This window comes from Candidatus Goldiibacteriota bacterium HGW-Goldbacteria-1 (assembly GCA_002839855.1).
Taxonomy (GTDB): Bacteria; Oederibacteriota; PGYV01; order PGYV01; family PGYV01; genus PGYV01.
Window position 1 is genome coordinate 226,463 of record PGYV01000007.1, and the last position, 15,110, is coordinate 241,572.

Here is a 15,110-nt window from a genome sequence, read left to right on the forward strand (position 1 = left end):
AATAAAATTCACTTTTTTTAATGCATTGTTTTTATTATCTTTGTTGTATAATATTGCCTGATAAATCATTATATTTTTTTCAGGAGGTACAAATGGGCAGCGTAAAAGAGGTTGAAATAATAAAAACCGCGACAGACAATTCAGAAGGGGAAGGTACTTTTACATTTTCAGACAGGTACTCTGTTTTTGACTGGGGAGAAATGCCGGACCATATAGACCATAAAGGTGCAGCACTGTGCACCCTTTCTTCATACTTTTTTAACCTTCTTGCAAAAAAAGGAATTAAATCCCACTTTCTTGGCCTGGCAGAAGGAAATAAAGTAATTCCCTATGAAAACGCCTTTAAACCCTTCAATAAAATGAAAGTTCAGGTTCTGCGCGTAATTCGCCCCGCTTATAATAAGGAAAGGAACACATATAATTACGCACAATATGAAAATGTATCCGGAAATTACCTTATTCCGCTTGAAGTTATATATAGAAACAGCCTTCCGGAAGGTTCTTCCGTATTCAAAAGGATAAAAAATGGAGATGTTACTTTTCAGGCGCTTGGACTTGAAAAAATGCCGGTTCCCGGCGATGATTTACAGACACCCATACTTGATGTTTCCACAAAACTTGAACATACCGACCGCTACATTGACTGGACAGAAGCAGGGGTAATTTCCGGGCTTCACAATGAAGGCATAAAAAAGGTTAAGAATCTTATACTGGAAATTAATACCCTTATCACTGAAAGGTGCGCAGCTGCCGGCATTAAAAATGTTGACGGCAAATTTGAATTCGGAATGAACAGCAGCGGCGAACTGATTGTGGTTGATGTGCTTGGAACACCGGATGAATGCAGATTTACCATAGACGGATTCCATATAAGCAAAGAAATCGCGCGCAGGCATTACCGCGGCACACAGTGGGCGGAAGAAGTGGAAAAAGCAAAAAAAGAACGCGGTAATGACTGGAAAACTTTTGTAAAAACCGCGCCGCCTAAACTTCCGTCAGAAATGAAAAACCTTATTTCCCAGATGTACCAGGCTGTCACCAATGAAATATCCGGCACTAAATTTTTTGACGTGCCGGCGCTTTCAAAAATAATACCGGAGCTGAAAAAATATGACAAGTAACGCCCCAAAAAACGCGCAGTCATACAGGTTAAGAATTCTTGAAAAAATAAAACCATATTTTTCCGGCGATTCACTGCTGGATGCCGGCTGCGGCGACGGCGAAGACGCGGTTTTAATGGCTCCGTTTTTTAAAAAAACAGAGGCCATCGATTTAGAAGAATCCATAAACTGGAAAAAATTTGACGGGTCGGGGATTGAATTTAAAACAGGCAACTGCGAAAAATTAAATTATCCGGTCGGTTCATTTGACACTGTTGTGGAAAAAGACATGCTGCACCACGCGGGCGACCCGGTAAACGCCGTAAAAGAAATGTGCAGGGTTTCAAGAAAAACCGTGATTATTCTGGAAGCCAACAGGTACAACCCAATTTTTTACCTTCACCTTACTTTAATGGGCGGGCACCAGCATTTTTCACAGAAACGTTTTGAAGAAACTATTAAAGCCTGCGGCCTGCCTTATGAAATAAAACATTTTTCAGCCAGGGTAAGCCCGATAAATATGCCGTTTTTTATAAATCTGGTAAACGGCGCGTCTGACCTGCTTGAAAAGATTCCGTTATACGGCCCCATCATAGAATACAATATGGCGGTTATCAAAAAAAAATGAATTTTAAAGCGCGCGTAAAAAAAGTTTCAGCATCATTAAAAAATAATGAATGCTTTTACGCGGCCTTCGCTTCAGACATTTTTTATCTTTCCGGCTTTTCAGGCACTTTCGCAAAAATAATAATCACGCGCGATAAATCTTTTTTTATAACAGACAGCCGCTATAAGGGAATTACGGATAATCTGCATCTGGCTTCTTTTTATGAAGTGATAATCACAAATAAGTTTAAGGACAGCCTTAAAAAAATAGTGTCAGCCAAAACAAAAACCCTTATTTCAGCGCACACCCCCCTTGCAGACTATCTTAATCTTGTAAAAATAAAAAAGAATCCTCAAATCACTCCCTTAATATCATCCATGCGTCTTATTAAAGACGGTGATGAAATACAGGCAATAAAACATTCCATAAAAATAAATGAACACGCCATCATGGCTGTTGTCAAATCACTTAAAGCCGGGGTAACAGAACAGGACCTGTCCGCTGAATTTGAATACAGGGCAAAAAAACTGGGGGCGTCTTCAGTAAGTTTTAATACAATTGTTGCGTTTGATGAAAATGCCGCAATCCCGCACGCCATGCCTTCTGACAGAAAACTTCAAAAAGGATCGCTTATCCTGCTTGACTGCGGGGTGAAGTGCGGCGGCTACTGTTCTGACTTGACAAGGGTAATCAGCTTCGGTATAATGGGAACTCGTTTCAGGGAAATACAGCGCAGTTATGATATTGTAAAAAAAGCCAAAAAAATGGCTTTAAAAATGGTAAAAAATGGAAATAAAGCGGTTTTAGCGGACAGGGAAGCCAGGCGTGTGCTTTTTGAACACAAGCTTGATAAATTTTTCACCCACTCCCTTGGCCACGGCCTTGGGATAGACATACACGAAGAACCGTATATGAATTCCACTACGGATACAGTATTAAAGCAGGGAATGGTAATAACCTGCGAGCCGGGCATATACCTGGAAGGCAATTACGGAATAAGAATTGAAGATGATTATCTTGTAACAAAAGACGGGTCCGTTAAGCTTGGCTCTATGGATGATAAACTTATTTTACTTTAGGAGGATTTTTTAATGGTAAGCGCAAATGATTTCAGGCAGGGCGTCACGTTTAAAATGGAAGGTATTGTATACGAAGTTGTTTCATTTCAGCACGTTCAAAGGCCAAGATTAGCCCCTCTTGTAAGGGCAAAAATAAAGAATTTAAAAGCAGGCGGAGTGGTTGAAAGGACTTTTTCGCCTGATGATAAATTTGAAGATGTCCAGCTTGAACAGAGAAACCTTCAGTTTTCCTACATTGACGGCGACGTCTATCACTTTATGGATACAGAATCATTTGAACAGTATGAATTTCCAAAAGAACAGATAGGCGAGCAGATAAAGTTTCTTAAAGAAGAAATGATAATTAACATGCTTATGTTTGAAGGTGTGGTTCTTGGGGTAAAGATACCGTTTAAAGTGGATTTAAGGGTTGTGGAAGCGCCCCCGGGAATCAAGGGAGATTCCGGCGGTTCAGTTACAAAACCTGTTACTTTAGAAACCGGAGCTATTGTCAACGTCCCTCTTTTCATTAAAGAAGGGGAAATGATAAAAGTTGATACAAGAACCGGCGAATATATAGAGAGATCAAAATAAGAAAAAGAGGTGCTTAAAACATGGCAAAGAAACCCGTGGTCAGCAAAGCAAAAATAGACGCCGAATCACTTACACTTGCCTTAACCATCATGGAAAAAGGGGACCTTGTTGAATTCATTTATGAACAGGGTGACTTAAAAATTCAGTTCAGAAGGCAGGGCGCTTTCGCTCCTGCAACTATTTCCTACTCTTCAGCACCTGCTAACGTTTCAATGCCCGCTATGTCACATGCACCGGCTGCTGTTTCAATTTCCGCACCGGCTGCTGTTGCCGCTGCAGCTGCAGAAAACCCCAACGCGCACGCCGTGAAATCACCTATGGTCGGCACTTTCTACAAGTCACCCTCGCCGGATTCACCCGCTTTTGTAAACGTAGGCGATATTGTAGAACCCGGAAAAACACTGTGCATAATTGAAGCTATGAAAATAATGAACGAAATAAAATGTGAAGTTAAGGGAAAAGTAAAAGAAATTCTTGCAGAAAACGCTCAGCCTGTTGAATATAACCAGCCTTTAATAATTATTGAAAAATCCTGATTGAAAGGGGCCCTTACTTGTTTAAAAGAATACTGATTGCAAACAGGGGAGAAATTGCTTTAAGAATAATCAGGGCATGCAGGGAAATGGGAATTGAAACTGTTGCGGTTTATTCCGAAGCGGATGAAAATTCACTTCACGTCCGCTACGCGGATCACGCTATCTGCATAGGTCCAAACACTCCAAAATCAAGTTATCTTAATATTCAGGCTATTTTATCCGCGGCAGAAATTACCGATGCGGAAGCCATACATCCCGGATACGGATTTCTTGCTGAAAACGCTCATTTTGCGGAACTTTGCGGCAACTGCAACATAAAATTTATAGGGCCGGCTCCGGAAGCCATACGCCTTATGGGCGCGAAAGCCAAAGCCATAGAAACAGCCACAAACGCAAAAGTTCCCACTACGCCAGGAAGCGGCAGAATTCTGCGCGATGAAGAAGACGCGGCAGAAGTTGCAAAAAAAATCGGATATCCCATAATGCTTAAAGCATCAGCAGGCGGCGGCGGACGCGGCATGAGGGTGGCTCACACCGAACTTACCCTTCGCAACGCATATAAAACCGCAAGCCAGGAAGCACAAACAGCTTTTAATGACGCTTCCATCTATCTTGAAAAATTCGTGGAAGAACCGCGCCATATAGAAGTTCAGGTGCTTGGAGACCCCAAACATAACAATTATTTCACACTTGGAGAACGCGACTGTTCTGTTCAGCGCAGGCATCAAAAACTTATAGAAGAATCACCTTCGCCTTTTATAACAGATAAAATAAGGCACGAAATGTGCGCCGTTGCCCAGAAACTTATAAGGGCAATTAAATATGAAGGCGCCGGTACAATAGAATTTCTTATGGATAATAAAAAGAATTTCTATTTTATGGAAATGAACACAAGAATACAGGTTGAACACACGGTCACAGAAGCAGTCACGGGTTTTGACCTTATTAAAGAACAAATAAAAATAGCTGCAGGCGAACGCTGTTCCCTTCCTGCCAACAAAGATATAGCTTTAAGGGGCCACGCGATTGAATGCAGGATAAACGCTGAAGACCCTGACAATAATTTCATGCCTTCACCCGGAAAAATAACAGAATACAATGTTCCGGGCGGAGCCGGTATAAGGGTGGACACGCACGTATATCAGGGATACACAATCCCCCCTTATTATGATTCCATGGTGGCAAAAATTATCGCGCACGGTTCTGACAGAAAAGAAGCTATTTGCAGGATGAAAAGGGCGCTTGATGAATTTGTCATAGAAGGCATTAAAACCACAATTCCTCTGCATAAAAAAATACTTGAAAATGAAAATTTTATACAAAATAACTATTCAACTTCCTTCATTGAACAGATGGGAAAGTAAAGGGGTAAAATAATGGAACAGAAAACTTTTTCCGGCAATATAAGGATTTCCGACGAAGCAATAGCGGCAATAGTTGCCATCGCGGCAAAAAGCGTTGACGGCGTTATTGACATGGACAGCGGAACTGTGGGCGGAATTGCCGAAATACTTGGAATAAAGTACCTTAACAAAGGCGTAAAAGTTGACCTTAAAGGCGATACCGTATCGGTTGACGTAAACATTATTATCGCTTTCGGCAGGGACATAATTGAAACAAGCGCAGAAGCACAGGAAAAAATAAGGGAATCAATAGAACAAATGTCGGGGCTTATAGTGGACAAGATAAACCTTACAGTAACCGGGGTAAGGCCGGCTTCTGAAAAAAAGAAAATCTGACCGGAGGTAATAAAAAATGAGATATTTTAACCGCATCATTATTGCACTTAATACGCTGCTTTTTATAGCAGTGGGTATATTTTTTGTGTCTGTCAGCGTTAATGCCGGCATGAATAAAATTGTTGTTGAACACATGAATACAATCCTTACCAATTTAAACATGCAGTTTGCCGCAAGGCTTGTGGTGTTTATAACAGGCGCCATTTTATTATTAATAGCCCTTATGACAATTATAGGAAACATACAGAACAAAATTAATGAAAGGACAGTTGTGCTGCAGTCGCCGCTTGGCGACATACTGGTGTCGCTTTCCGCAATAGAAGATTTCTCCAAAATTATCAAAAATCAGGTTGCGGGAATAAAAGAAATCCGCGGCAGGGTCACTTCCAAAAGAAAAGGTTTAAACGTAACCGCGTGGGCCACGCTTTATTCAGACCGCTCTGTGGCTGATGCCACCCAGGAAATACAGGAAGCCATAATCCAGTACATTAAATACACCCTTGGAATTGAAACGGAAATTAAACCGCGCATAATTGTCAGTAAAGTTGTCTTTAAAAGCCCGCAGGAAAGCGGCAAAGGCAAAAAATGACCGAATTTTTAAAATTAATTTTACTTAACATAGGCCGCATCACAGGCGTGCTTGCAGGTTTCATACTTGCTCTTTTTCTTGTTATCTTTGGCGTATGGAAAACCGTGTTTATCCTTCTTCTGACAATTTTTGGTTTTATTCTTGGCAGGTTTTACGATGACGGATTTGACATCAAAAAAACCTTCCGGGAAATTCTTTCCGTCCTCCGGATGGATAAATGGCACAGCTGAAAAAAAATCTTTACCGTATAATTGACGCCAACCTTAACAGGGCGCTTGAAGGCATAAGAGTCTCTGAAGATATCGCCCGCTTTGCCTTATCGGATAAAAAATCAACATTATTACTTAAACAGATACGCCACGCTGTTGCTTCTGCGGCTAAAATTATAGAACCCGATTATTCCGCCATTGTCTCATCTCGCGACAGTGAAAAAGACGCGGGCAGGTCATTAAACACAAAAAGCGAATTTAAAAAAAATAACCTTAAAGAAATATTAATATCAAATTTAAAACGCGCTCAGGAATCCTTAAGGGTGCTTGAAGAAACATCAAAACTTATAGACATTAAAGCGGCCGCCGCTTTTAAAGAAGCGCGTTATAATATGTACACAGCCGAAAAAAATATTCTTAAAAGAAGGAACCTACAATGACACAGCTTGAATACGCAAAAAAAGGCATTATCACGGAAGAAATGCGCCATGTTGCCTCCGATGAAAAAGTAACTGTTGAATTTTTGATGGCAAAAATGGCAGCGGGTGAAATTGTAATCACAAAAAATAAAAAACACTCCAAGGTTAAACCTACAGGTATAGGCAGCGGCCTGCGCACCAAAGTAAACGCAAACATAGGAAGCTCGCAGGATGTCTGCGATATGAACAATGAACTTGAAAAACTTGACCTTTGTGTTAAACACGGCGCGGACGCGGTAATGGACTTATCCACCGGCGGCGACATAAGGGAAATAAGAAAAGCCATAGTGGCAGCTTCGGTTGTCCCCATTGGAACAGTGCCTATTTATCAGACAATGGTTGATATAAAGCGCGACGGCCGCGGTTTAAAAGAAATGACCGGCGATGACCTTTTTAAAACAATAGAAGAACACGGCGAACAGGGCGTGGACTTTGTAACAGTTCACTGCGGTATCACAAAAAACACAGTGCAGTCGCTTTTATCACAGGGAAGAAAACTTAACATAGTAAGCAGGGGCGGGTCAATGCACGCCGCCTGGATATTAAACAACGAAAAAGAAAACCCTCTTTATGAACAGTATGACCGCCTTCTTGAAATTGCATACAAATATGACATGACGCTTTCGCTTGGCGACGGCATGAGGCCCGGCTGCCTTTCAGACGCCACAGACAGGGCACAGATACACGAACTGTCCGTGCTTGGCGAACTTGCAAAACGCGCTTATGATAAAAACGTGCAGGTAATGATTGAAGGCCCAGGCCATATGCCTTTAAACCAGATAGTCACAAACATGCAGATACAGAAAAAACTTTGCAACAACGCGCCTTTTTATGTATTGGGCCCTTTAGTCACTGACATTGCCCCGGGCTACGACCATATCACCGCGGCAATAGGCGGCGCATTGGCGGCGGCTAACGGAGCTGATTTTCTGTGTTATGTGACCGCGGCAGAACATTTAAAACTTCCCGGCGCTGAAGAGGTTAAAGAAGGCGTAATAGTTTCAAGAATTGCAGCGCACGCGGCTGATATAGCAAAGGGAATTCCCGGCGCGATAGAATGGGATAATAAAATGGCAGAAGCCAGAAAAAACCTGAACTGGGAAGCACAGATAAACCTGTCAATAGACCCGGAGCGCGCTAAAAAAATGCGCGAATCTTCCAAACCCGCCGCGGAAGACGTATGCACAATGTGCGGCGAACTTTGCGCCATTAAAGAAATGAACACAGCGCTGCTTAATAAGGAAATTGAAGATAAAAAGAAAAAATAAAGTATAATTACCTTGTACTGTCTTAACAACCCGGAAAAAACATACACACCTTAAGGAGACAGCAATGCAGGTAAAAGGAAGGACTTTAAAACAGACCCTTGAATATTTAAGGGAGAAATTCGGGGAACAGAAACTTTTATCTTTTCTCGATAAATATCAGGAATTTGAAGCCATTAATTCCTCTTCTGAAATTGACTGGTATCCCGTAGAAACTTTAATTTCAGCCCTTGAAAAAGCAGACTCTTATTTTGGCTATTGCGATTTGTCATTACTTGAAGATATGGGCTTCTACGCGTCAAAAAAAGCTTTTGAAGGTTCACACAAACTTTTTACCGGCATGAAACCAGCCACGCTTTTTACCAACGCCCCTATGATATTTTCCACATATTATTCAAACGGCAGCGCCCGGGCGGAATTTATAAAAGATAACAGGGTAAAACTTACTTTAAACAATTTTCCATGCTCCCCGCACCTTTCAAGAAGGATACTTGGATGGTCAAAAGGGGTAATTGCCCTTACAGGCGGCAAAAATGTAAAAGGCAGTGAACTGCCGTGCAAAAACGGCCTTTCTTTTATATTTGAATGGAATAATTGATAAAACCTGACGTTTAGAAGCTTAGATGGTTGGATGCTTTGATGCTTGAAAAAATAAAGCCTTGGTAGGCGCGCCACAACAAAAGCAGCTGGGCAGCTAAGCAGCTAAGCGGCTGGGCAACATGGTTTGGTATTAGTAGGTGCTCCTTTTAAGGCGCGGCAATAGACTTAGATTTGTTCTTTACTTCTGACTTCCCGACCTTCTGCCTATACTTTCGTCCCTCGTGTTTATATGGTTGCCTATCTGCGGCTTTTCTTCCGTCCCTCTGTCCCTCGCGTTTTTTCTTCCCAGCTGCCAAGCTGCTTAGCCGCCAAGCTTCTTATTTTACGACTTATAAATCACAGAAATACATATTCCCGCCGCCACATAGCTGATAAGCCCCTGTGCCAGCCATGAAATTAAAAGCCCTTGTGTAAGCGTTCCCGCTGCTATAAGGGTAATTAGCGGCTGTGTAATAAGTAAAAACCAAATCATAAAACCCATAAATATGCCTTTTATCATCCCTTTTCCCGGAAGCCCCCCATTTATTACGGAATAAAACCCCGCCATTACCATTCCCATTCCTATATTAAGGAATAGAAGCTTATAAAACCACTTCATTGATATATTTTCCCTGAAAAGGTAGCGTAAAGAAGGGTCGGTAAGCTGATTATTGTATTTATACGCCAATGCCGCCACCAAAAACAGCACAAAACCCGCAACTATCCCCGCCAGAACAAGCCTGAATATCTTTTCCATTGATATTACCTCCCGTGATTTTTGATGATAATAACACAGATAACCGCATAAAACAAGAGTATTTGAACAATTAATGATATCTTAACACAATATTTACTTCATATATAAAATACCATAATAAACTTACATTTTTTCTTGACACAAAAATCATTTATGATATAATCTATTCAATTATAACAGGGCAGGGTTATTAAACGTTCATTAAAGCATACAGATAAAACTTAATTAACTTGATATTTATGCAATAAAGAAGCATAAAATACCCTTACAGGAAGGGGGGTGGATTAAGAGAGTTACAAAAAACGCTCTTTACCCCATTTTTAAGAAAAGTTAAGCATCTGAACCAAAAAACAAGGTAATTAAAAAAAACAGGCAGTTCAAAATCCTTTAGGAGGGCAATAAGAATGAAGAAATTTATCGTTGTAGTAGCTTTACTCGCACTCGTTGCCGGTTCCGCTTTCGCAGGCGTAACCACAGCAACAAAGCTTCAGTCACAGGCAAACTATCCGGGAGTATTAGTACCGGGCAGCGTAATTGGAATGGGAACATTTGTAACAGATTTATCAATAATGTCAAACGTAGCACTTTTAGAAGTTGTTGATGGCGATGCTTACGGATTGACAGTTTTAAAATCAGACCTTGGCACATTCGCAGCATCTGTTGCAGAAAATTCGTTACTTGGACTTGGCTGGGCTACAGCACTTGACGGAATGAACGTAGCAGCAATGATACAGTATGGCGTTGTAACTGACGGAACAGAACTTAAAGACGAAGTACTTGCTGCACCTTTAACATTAACATCAAATTATAATCAGACACTTGACTTAACACTTGGCGCAGCATTACAGGGCGACATGCCTATGGATCTTTCCTTAAACTTTGGACTTGCAGGAACAGAAGCAGTTGCAAAAGACTATGCAACAGACAAATCCATCACAGAAATAACAACAACAACAGTTTCTGTAATGAACATCGGCGCAGCAGCAAGAATGGGACTTGGCGACGGACTTAAAGCAGTTCTTGACGTAAATTATTTAATGGGTTCATCTTCAGTTAAAGCAAAAGAAGCTGATACAAGCTCAGTAACTGAAGGAAGCTTGCTTTCAGTTGCAGCTTTAATTGGAAAAGACATCAAAGCATCTGAATCACTTACAGTTAAAATTGCTTCAGGCGTTGAAGTTGCTTCTGATTCAGTTGTTATGAACACAGCAAAAGGCGCAACCACATCATACTCATTAGTTGACGGAGATTCTTCAACAGGTATTGTAATTCCTTTTAACTTTGCAGTTGAAGGAAAACTTAACGAAACCTGGTCAGTTAGCTCAGGCGTTGAAGCACGTTTACTTGCAGCTTCTTTTGGTGCAGAAAACGTAATAGAAGACAACACATCCAGCTCAACAAAAGTTTACAGGACATCAAGCTCACTTAACATTCTTGATCCTTTAACACTTGTACCGGTTACATATGTTGGATACGCAATCGGAACAACAGCAAAGATCGGCGACCTTACACTTGACCTGAACGTAAACCCGGGAATTCTTATGAACGGGCCTGAATTCATCTCAGGAAACGGCGTTACTCTTAACACAGATTTAGCAGTTGTTTACAACTGGAAGTAATTTCAGTTTAATTAAGTCTTCACAAAACGCCCGGGTTAACAGCCCGGGCGTTTTTTTTTGTCTGAATTTATAATACACACAATAATTAATTATAGACAGACCGGTATGTTTGTTCTATATTATATGGACAAACTAATAAGGAGAGACACCAAATGAAAAAAATATTTTTGACACTTGTATTTACAATAGTACTAATACCTTTCGCGGCAGCTGAAGGCGCAGATTATTCATCGGTGGCCGCAACTGCCACGGCAATAACCGCAGCGCTGCAGAATATGTCAACCACACCGGTAATTTCACCTGTGATAAATACAACCACTGCTGTTATCGCATCGCCTGTGCCTTCCGCAACTATTATACCTACAAAAACAAGAAATATGTTTGATGACATAGGTGACTTTCTTGGGGTAAAAAAAGACCCTCTTCAGGTTCAGGCAGAAGCAGCTGCAGAAGCAGCAAAAGAAGCGGAGATTGCAGCAAAAAACAGGGAAAATGAAATGTCCCTTGCGGGTAAACTGCTTATTACCGCAGATATTTTTGGCGCTGCAACCACAGCCTTTACCTGGCTTGGCTATTCTTCAATGTTATCTGATTATAATGACATATATGCTATAGAAGATAACACTACAATGGAAAATTATGAAATGTTAAAACGGATGAGTAAATCTGTAGATGATAAATTTACCACTGCGGTTGTAGTGACATCCATCACATCTGCCCTCCTTATATATACTGCTGTAGATGCTATATGGCTTCACCTTGCTTTTCCTGTAAAGGTTCAGGCTGCTTGTTACGATAACAACCCTGGCGTATTGCTGACATATAATTATTAAACCCTGTAATTAGCGCTTGACATTTTAACCGCATCTTCCTATAATACGCTGTCATTTAAAACTACTATTATTTGTGTATATTTGTATTCCATAATGTGATATTATTGCTTTGTTGATAAGTTTTGTGGAAAATCTTAATAAGTTATAAAACGTCTTATTTATATGGTATTAATATTGTGGATAACTATACGTCAACTTGTGGATAAGTTGTGCAAAAACAAGGGGTATTTTAGCTTGAAAAACAAAGAATTTAATTGGGAAGTTATTATTGATTCCCTTAAAGAAGAAAATAGCGGCCTGAACTTATGGCTTGAAAAGGCCACAGCGTCTTTTAACACAGAAAAAGACTGTGTTGTTATCACCATACCTGATTCCCTTCATCAGAAAACCCTTGCCAAGTACAAAAACGAGCTTATGGAATCAATTGAAAAGGTATTCAAAAAAGTATCTGACCTTAAACTTGAAGTTTCAAAGACAGAAGAACCCAAAAAAGACCACTCATCCAAAATTGTCATTAAAGAACAGCAGATATTGCTGCCGCTTGACCCACAGCACCCTTTTATACCTTCATTAAACTCACGTTTCCGTTTTGATAACTTCATAGTGGGCCAAAGCAACAGGTTTGCCCACGCAGCCTGTAAAGCAGTGGCAGAGGCACCGGGGCAGGCATATAACCCTTTATTCATCTACGGGGGCGTAGGGCTTGGAAAAACCCATCTTCTGCACGCTATCGGCACATACATTTATGAACAGGACCCTTCAAAAAAAATAATGATAATCACGGCTGAAAAGTTCCTTTTTGAAGTCACCCAGGGAATCCGTGAAAATAAGATGGATGAATTTAAAAACCGCTACAGAAGCACTGACCTGCTTTTAGTGGACGACATTCAGTTTTTACGCGGCGACGCCACAATTGAAGAATTCTTCCATACTTTCAATGAACTTTACAATCACAACAAACAGATAGTGGCCACATCAGATTCCCCTCCGGGAGATTTGAAACTTGAAGACCGCCTTAAATCAAGATTCTCTTCCGGAATAATAGCGGATATACTTGCGCCGGATTTTGAAACAAGGGTCGCCATTTTAAAACAGAAAGCTATGGAATCCAACAAAGAAGTACCTGATAACGTTATCGGGTATATTGCGGAACACATTGATAATAATATAAGGGAGCTTGAAAGCACCCTTAAAAATCTGCTTATACTTGCAGAAAATCCCGAAGAACTTGATATTGAACTTGCCAAAAAAGCCATTAAGATAAGAAATCCAAAATTTGACCAGGCAAAAAAAATAGGCATTGATATGATACAGCAGATAGTGTCGGATTATTTTGGAATAAAAGTACAGGACCTTTTATCCAAAAAAAGACATGAAAACATAGCAAAATCACGCCAGGTTGCAATGTATATCACCCGCAACCTTACGGATTATTCGCTTGTTCAGATAGGGCAGTACTTTGGCGGCAAAGACCATACAACGGTAATGCACGCAATAAATAAAGTGGATAAACTTGTAAAATCAGACGATAAATTTAAAAACACAATAAATGAAATAGTAATGAGAGTGAAAAAGTAAAGTATTGTACTTTGTTACCCCGTCATCACACAGAAGCTTGATATTTTTCATCCTTTATTTGCTTACCAAGCCTCAAAGCCTCAAAGCATCTAACCTTCTGTGTTTTTAAGCATTCTTTCTTTATTATATATTTAGCAATAGATACTGTGTTAACAACTATCGTAACAACATGTTCATTAAAATGTTAATAAAAATAGGGTCATTTTTTTGTGGATAAATACCGGGTTATGTATTAAAATGTTATAACAATTAACATTAACAAAACTTATAAAGCTTTTTAAAATATAATATTTTTAAGGTTATTAGTCATATTAACACTACAACAACTACAACAAAGGTTATACATATTTAAATAATTGTTATTGCTGCGTTTTTACAATGTTGAAAACTTTAAAAAATATTTTATTCAGGAGGAAATATGAAAATTAAGACTAATAAAGAAGAAATTTTAAACTCGCTGCAGGTTGCACAATACTTTATAGCTTCCGGTTCCACATTACCCCTTCTTTCCAATATCCTTTTTGAAGCTGACGGGGATTATTTAAATCTTACTGCTACAGATATGGATATAAGCGCTAAAATTAAATGTAAGGTGGAAAATATTAAAGAAGAGGGAAAAACCACTATTCCAAGAAAGATAATAACCCTTATTAAAGAATTTGAAGATGGCGCGGATATTACAATAGAATCAGATAAAAATGATAATATAAGTTTAAAATGTAAAAAAGCCGCGTATAAAATGCCGGGATTGCCTGCTGAAGATTTTCCCGCGCTGCAGCTTGATGAAAAGAAACTTGAAAGTGTTAATATTTCACAGGCTCTGTTAAAAGAAATACTTGATAATATCCAGTACGCCGCTTTAAAAGATACATCAAAGAGAAATTTAAACGGGGTATTTATAAAATTTGAAGGCAATAAAATAGAAGCTGTGGCAACAGACGCGCACAGGCTTGCTTATTATAAAGCCGAAACAAAATCACCTGTAAAAGGCAAACTGGATTATATAATTCCGCTGAAAACTATTAACGAAGTATCCAGGGTTTTAAACCCGTCAGATGAAACAGAAATTACTTTGAATTTTTATGAAAAGGTTATTGAATTTATTTTTCCCAATATGGAAATTGTGTCCAGGGTAATTGATGAAAATTATCCCAATTACTCGCAGGTAATTCCCAAAGATTTCAATATGAAAGCGCTTATTAAAAAAGAAGAACTTGCATCATCCATCAGAAGGGCTGCTGTTATTTCAAGCGATAAATCCAAGATAGTGCTTTTTAAATTTGAAAATAACAAACTATACATTAATGTTTCCACCGCGGATGAAGGCGAAGCGTTTGAAGAAATTGACATTACTTATGACGGCGAGCCTATAGAAGTTTCTTACAATGCTGTCTATATAATGGATTTTTTAAAAGCCAATGAATCGGAAAATATTGAAATAAAACTTATCAGCTCCATGAATCCGGGAGTAATGAAGGCCGAAGGCAAAGAAAATCTTACTTATGTGATAATGCCCATAAGAAAGTAATCGGAATGTAAAAGAATATAGTATAGAAACAACAAGGAGA

The 15,110-nt window shown here is 39.6% G+C and carries 17 protein-coding genes; 16 read left to right on the forward strand and 1 reads right to left on the reverse strand.

The features are described 5' to 3' along the window. Positions 1-92: 92 nt before the first annotated feature. From CVV21_09110 to CVV21_09165, 12 genes are all read left to right on the forward strand, one after another. Positions 93-1,121, forward strand: a complete 1,029-nt coding sequence (locus CVV21_09110; GenBank protein ID PKL91362.1) for a phosphoribosylaminoimidazolesuccinocarboxamide synthase — start codon at positions 93-95, stop codon at positions 1,119-1,121. After that, the gene (locus tag CVV21_09115; protein PKL91363.1) at positions 1,111-1,728 is read left to right on the forward strand and encodes a hypothetical protein; all 618 of its coding nucleotides are present in this window, start codon (positions 1,111-1,113) and stop codon (positions 1,726-1,728) included. The genes CVV21_09110 and CVV21_09115 overlap by 11 nt, the downstream gene beginning before the upstream one ends. Continuing rightward, entirely contained in the window at positions 1,725-2,786 is a 1,062-nt protein-coding gene (locus CVV21_09120) for a hypothetical protein (GenBank protein PKL91364.1), read from the forward strand. The genes CVV21_09115 and CVV21_09120 overlap by 4 nt, the downstream gene beginning before the upstream one ends. 12 nt (positions 2,787-2,798) lie before the next feature. Beyond that, entirely contained in the window at positions 2,799-3,359 is a 561-nt protein-coding gene (efp, locus tag CVV21_09125; GenBank protein PKL91365.1) for an elongation factor P, read from the forward strand. 20 nt (positions 3,360-3,379) lie between these two features. After that, on the forward strand, positions 3,380-3,895 hold the full coding sequence (accB, locus tag CVV21_09130) for an acetyl-CoA carboxylase biotin carboxyl carrier protein (protein PKL91366.1): 516 nt from the start codon (positions 3,380-3,382) through the stop codon (positions 3,893-3,895). Positions 3,896-3,912: 17 nt separating this feature from the next. Then, entirely contained in the window at positions 3,913-5,259 is a 1,347-nt protein-coding gene (accC, locus tag CVV21_09135; GenBank protein ID PKL91367.1) for an acetyl-CoA carboxylase biotin carboxylase subunit, read from the forward strand. Between the two features lie 12 nt (positions 5,260-5,271). Further along, positions 5,272-5,634, forward strand: coding sequence for an Asp23/Gls24 family envelope stress response protein (locus CVV21_09140; GenBank protein PKL91368.1), 363 nt, complete (start codon positions 5,272-5,274; stop codon positions 5,632-5,634). Between the two features lie 16 nt (positions 5,635-5,650). Further along, positions 5,651-6,223, forward strand: a complete 573-nt coding sequence (locus CVV21_09145; protein ID PKL91369.1) for a hypothetical protein — start codon at positions 5,651-5,653, stop codon at positions 6,221-6,223. Next, a complete protein-coding gene (locus CVV21_09150) occupies positions 6,220-6,453 on the forward strand; it encodes a hypothetical protein (GenBank protein ID PKL91370.1) in 234 nt (77 codons plus the stop codon). Before CVV21_09145 ends, CVV21_09150 begins: the two co-directional genes overlap by 4 nt. Next, positions 6,450-6,872: a thiamine-phosphate pyrophosphorylase gene (locus CVV21_09155; GenBank protein PKL91402.1), complete on the forward strand. Its 423-nt coding sequence runs from the start codon at positions 6,450-6,452 to the stop codon at positions 6,870-6,872. The genes CVV21_09150 and CVV21_09155 overlap by 4 nt, the downstream gene beginning before the upstream one ends. Then, positions 6,869-8,179, forward strand: coding sequence for a phosphomethylpyrimidine synthase (locus CVV21_09160; protein ID PKL91371.1), 1,311 nt, complete (start codon positions 6,869-6,871; stop codon positions 8,177-8,179). The genes CVV21_09155 and CVV21_09160 overlap by 4 nt, the downstream gene beginning before the upstream one ends. A 64-nt stretch (positions 8,180-8,243) precedes the next feature. Continuing rightward, on the forward strand, positions 8,244-8,774 hold the full coding sequence (locus tag CVV21_09165; GenBank protein ID PKL91372.1) for a hypothetical protein: 531 nt from the start codon (positions 8,244-8,246) through the stop codon (positions 8,772-8,774). 324 nt (positions 8,775-9,098) lie between these two features. Here the strand turns inward: CVV21_09165 and CVV21_09170 are convergent, their stop codons facing one another. Then, a complete protein-coding gene (locus CVV21_09170) occupies positions 9,099-9,512 on the reverse strand; it encodes a hypothetical protein (GenBank protein ID PKL91373.1) in 414 nt (137 codons plus the stop codon). A 404-nt stretch (positions 9,513-9,916) separates the two neighbouring features. Between CVV21_09170 and CVV21_09175 the strand changes: the two genes are divergently transcribed. The 4 genes from CVV21_09175 to dnaN all read left to right on the forward strand — a co-directional run bounded on the left by CVV21_09175 (position 9,917) and on the right by dnaN (position 15,070). Beyond that, entirely contained in the window at positions 9,917-11,131 is a 1,215-nt protein-coding gene (locus tag CVV21_09175) for a hypothetical protein (GenBank protein PKL91374.1), read from the forward strand. 152 nt (positions 11,132-11,283) lie between these two features. Further along, positions 11,284-11,964, forward strand: coding sequence for a hypothetical protein (locus CVV21_09180; GenBank protein ID PKL91375.1), 681 nt, complete (start codon positions 11,284-11,286; stop codon positions 11,962-11,964). Positions 11,965-12,126: 162 nt separating this feature from the next. Further along, complete coding sequence (locus tag CVV21_09185) at positions 12,127-13,542, forward strand: chromosomal replication initiator protein DnaA (GenBank protein ID PKL91376.1); 1,416 nt, start codon at positions 12,127-12,129, stop codon at positions 13,540-13,542. Positions 13,543-13,960: 418 nt separating this feature from the next. Beyond that, a complete protein-coding gene (gene dnaN, locus CVV21_09190) occupies positions 13,961-15,070 on the forward strand; it encodes a DNA polymerase III subunit beta (GenBank protein ID PKL91377.1) in 1,110 nt (369 codons plus the stop codon). Positions 15,071-15,110: the final 40 nt, after the last annotated feature.

What these genes read in the sequence shown, in the direction of transcription:
- CVV21_09110 (PKL91362.1), top strand. Translation starts at nt 93, where the DNA reads ATGGGCAGCGTAAAAGAGGTTGAAATAATAAAAACCGCGACAGACAAT.
- CVV21_09115 (PKL91363.1), top strand. Translation starts at nt 1,111, where the DNA reads ATGACAAGTAACGCCCCAAAAAACGCGCAGTCATACAGGTTAAGAATT.
- CVV21_09120 (PKL91364.1), top strand. Translation starts at nt 1,725, where the DNA reads ATGAATTTTAAAGCGCGCGTAAAAAAAGTTTCAGCATCATTAAAAAAT.
- efp (PKL91365.1), top strand. Translation starts at nt 2,799, where the DNA reads ATGGTAAGCGCAAATGATTTCAGGCAGGGCGTCACGTTTAAAATGGAA.
- accB (PKL91366.1), top strand. Translation starts at nt 3,380, where the DNA reads ATGGCAAAGAAACCCGTGGTCAGCAAAGCAAAAATAGACGCCGAATCA.
- CVV21_09140 (PKL91368.1), top strand. Translation starts at nt 5,272, where the DNA reads ATGGAACAGAAAACTTTTTCCGGCAATATAAGGATTTCCGACGAAGCA.
- CVV21_09145 (PKL91369.1), top strand. Translation starts at nt 5,651, where the DNA reads ATGAGATATTTTAACCGCATCATTATTGCACTTAATACGCTGCTTTTT.
- CVV21_09150 (PKL91370.1), top strand. Translation starts at nt 6,220, where the DNA reads ATGACCGAATTTTTAAAATTAATTTTACTTAACATAGGCCGCATCACA.
- CVV21_09160 (PKL91371.1), top strand. Translation starts at nt 6,869, where the DNA reads ATGACACAGCTTGAATACGCAAAAAAAGGCATTATCACGGAAGAAATG.
- CVV21_09165 (PKL91372.1), top strand. Translation starts at nt 8,244, where the DNA reads ATGCAGGTAAAAGGAAGGACTTTAAAACAGACCCTTGAATATTTAAGG.
- CVV21_09170 (PKL91373.1), bottom strand. Translation starts at nt 9,512, where the DNA reads ATGGAAAAGATATTCAGGCTTGTTCTGGCGGGGATAGTTGCGGGTTTT.
- CVV21_09175 (PKL91374.1), top strand. Translation starts at nt 9,917, where the DNA reads ATGAAGAAATTTATCGTTGTAGTAGCTTTACTCGCACTCGTTGCCGGT.
- CVV21_09180 (PKL91375.1), top strand. Translation starts at nt 11,284, where the DNA reads ATGAAAAAAATATTTTTGACACTTGTATTTACAATAGTACTAATACCT.
- CVV21_09185 (PKL91376.1), top strand. Translation starts at nt 12,127, where the DNA reads ATGGTATTAATATTGTGGATAACTATACGTCAACTTGTGGATAAGTTG.
- dnaN (PKL91377.1), top strand. Translation starts at nt 13,961, where the DNA reads ATGAAAATTAAGACTAATAAAGAAGAAATTTTAAACTCGCTGCAGGTT.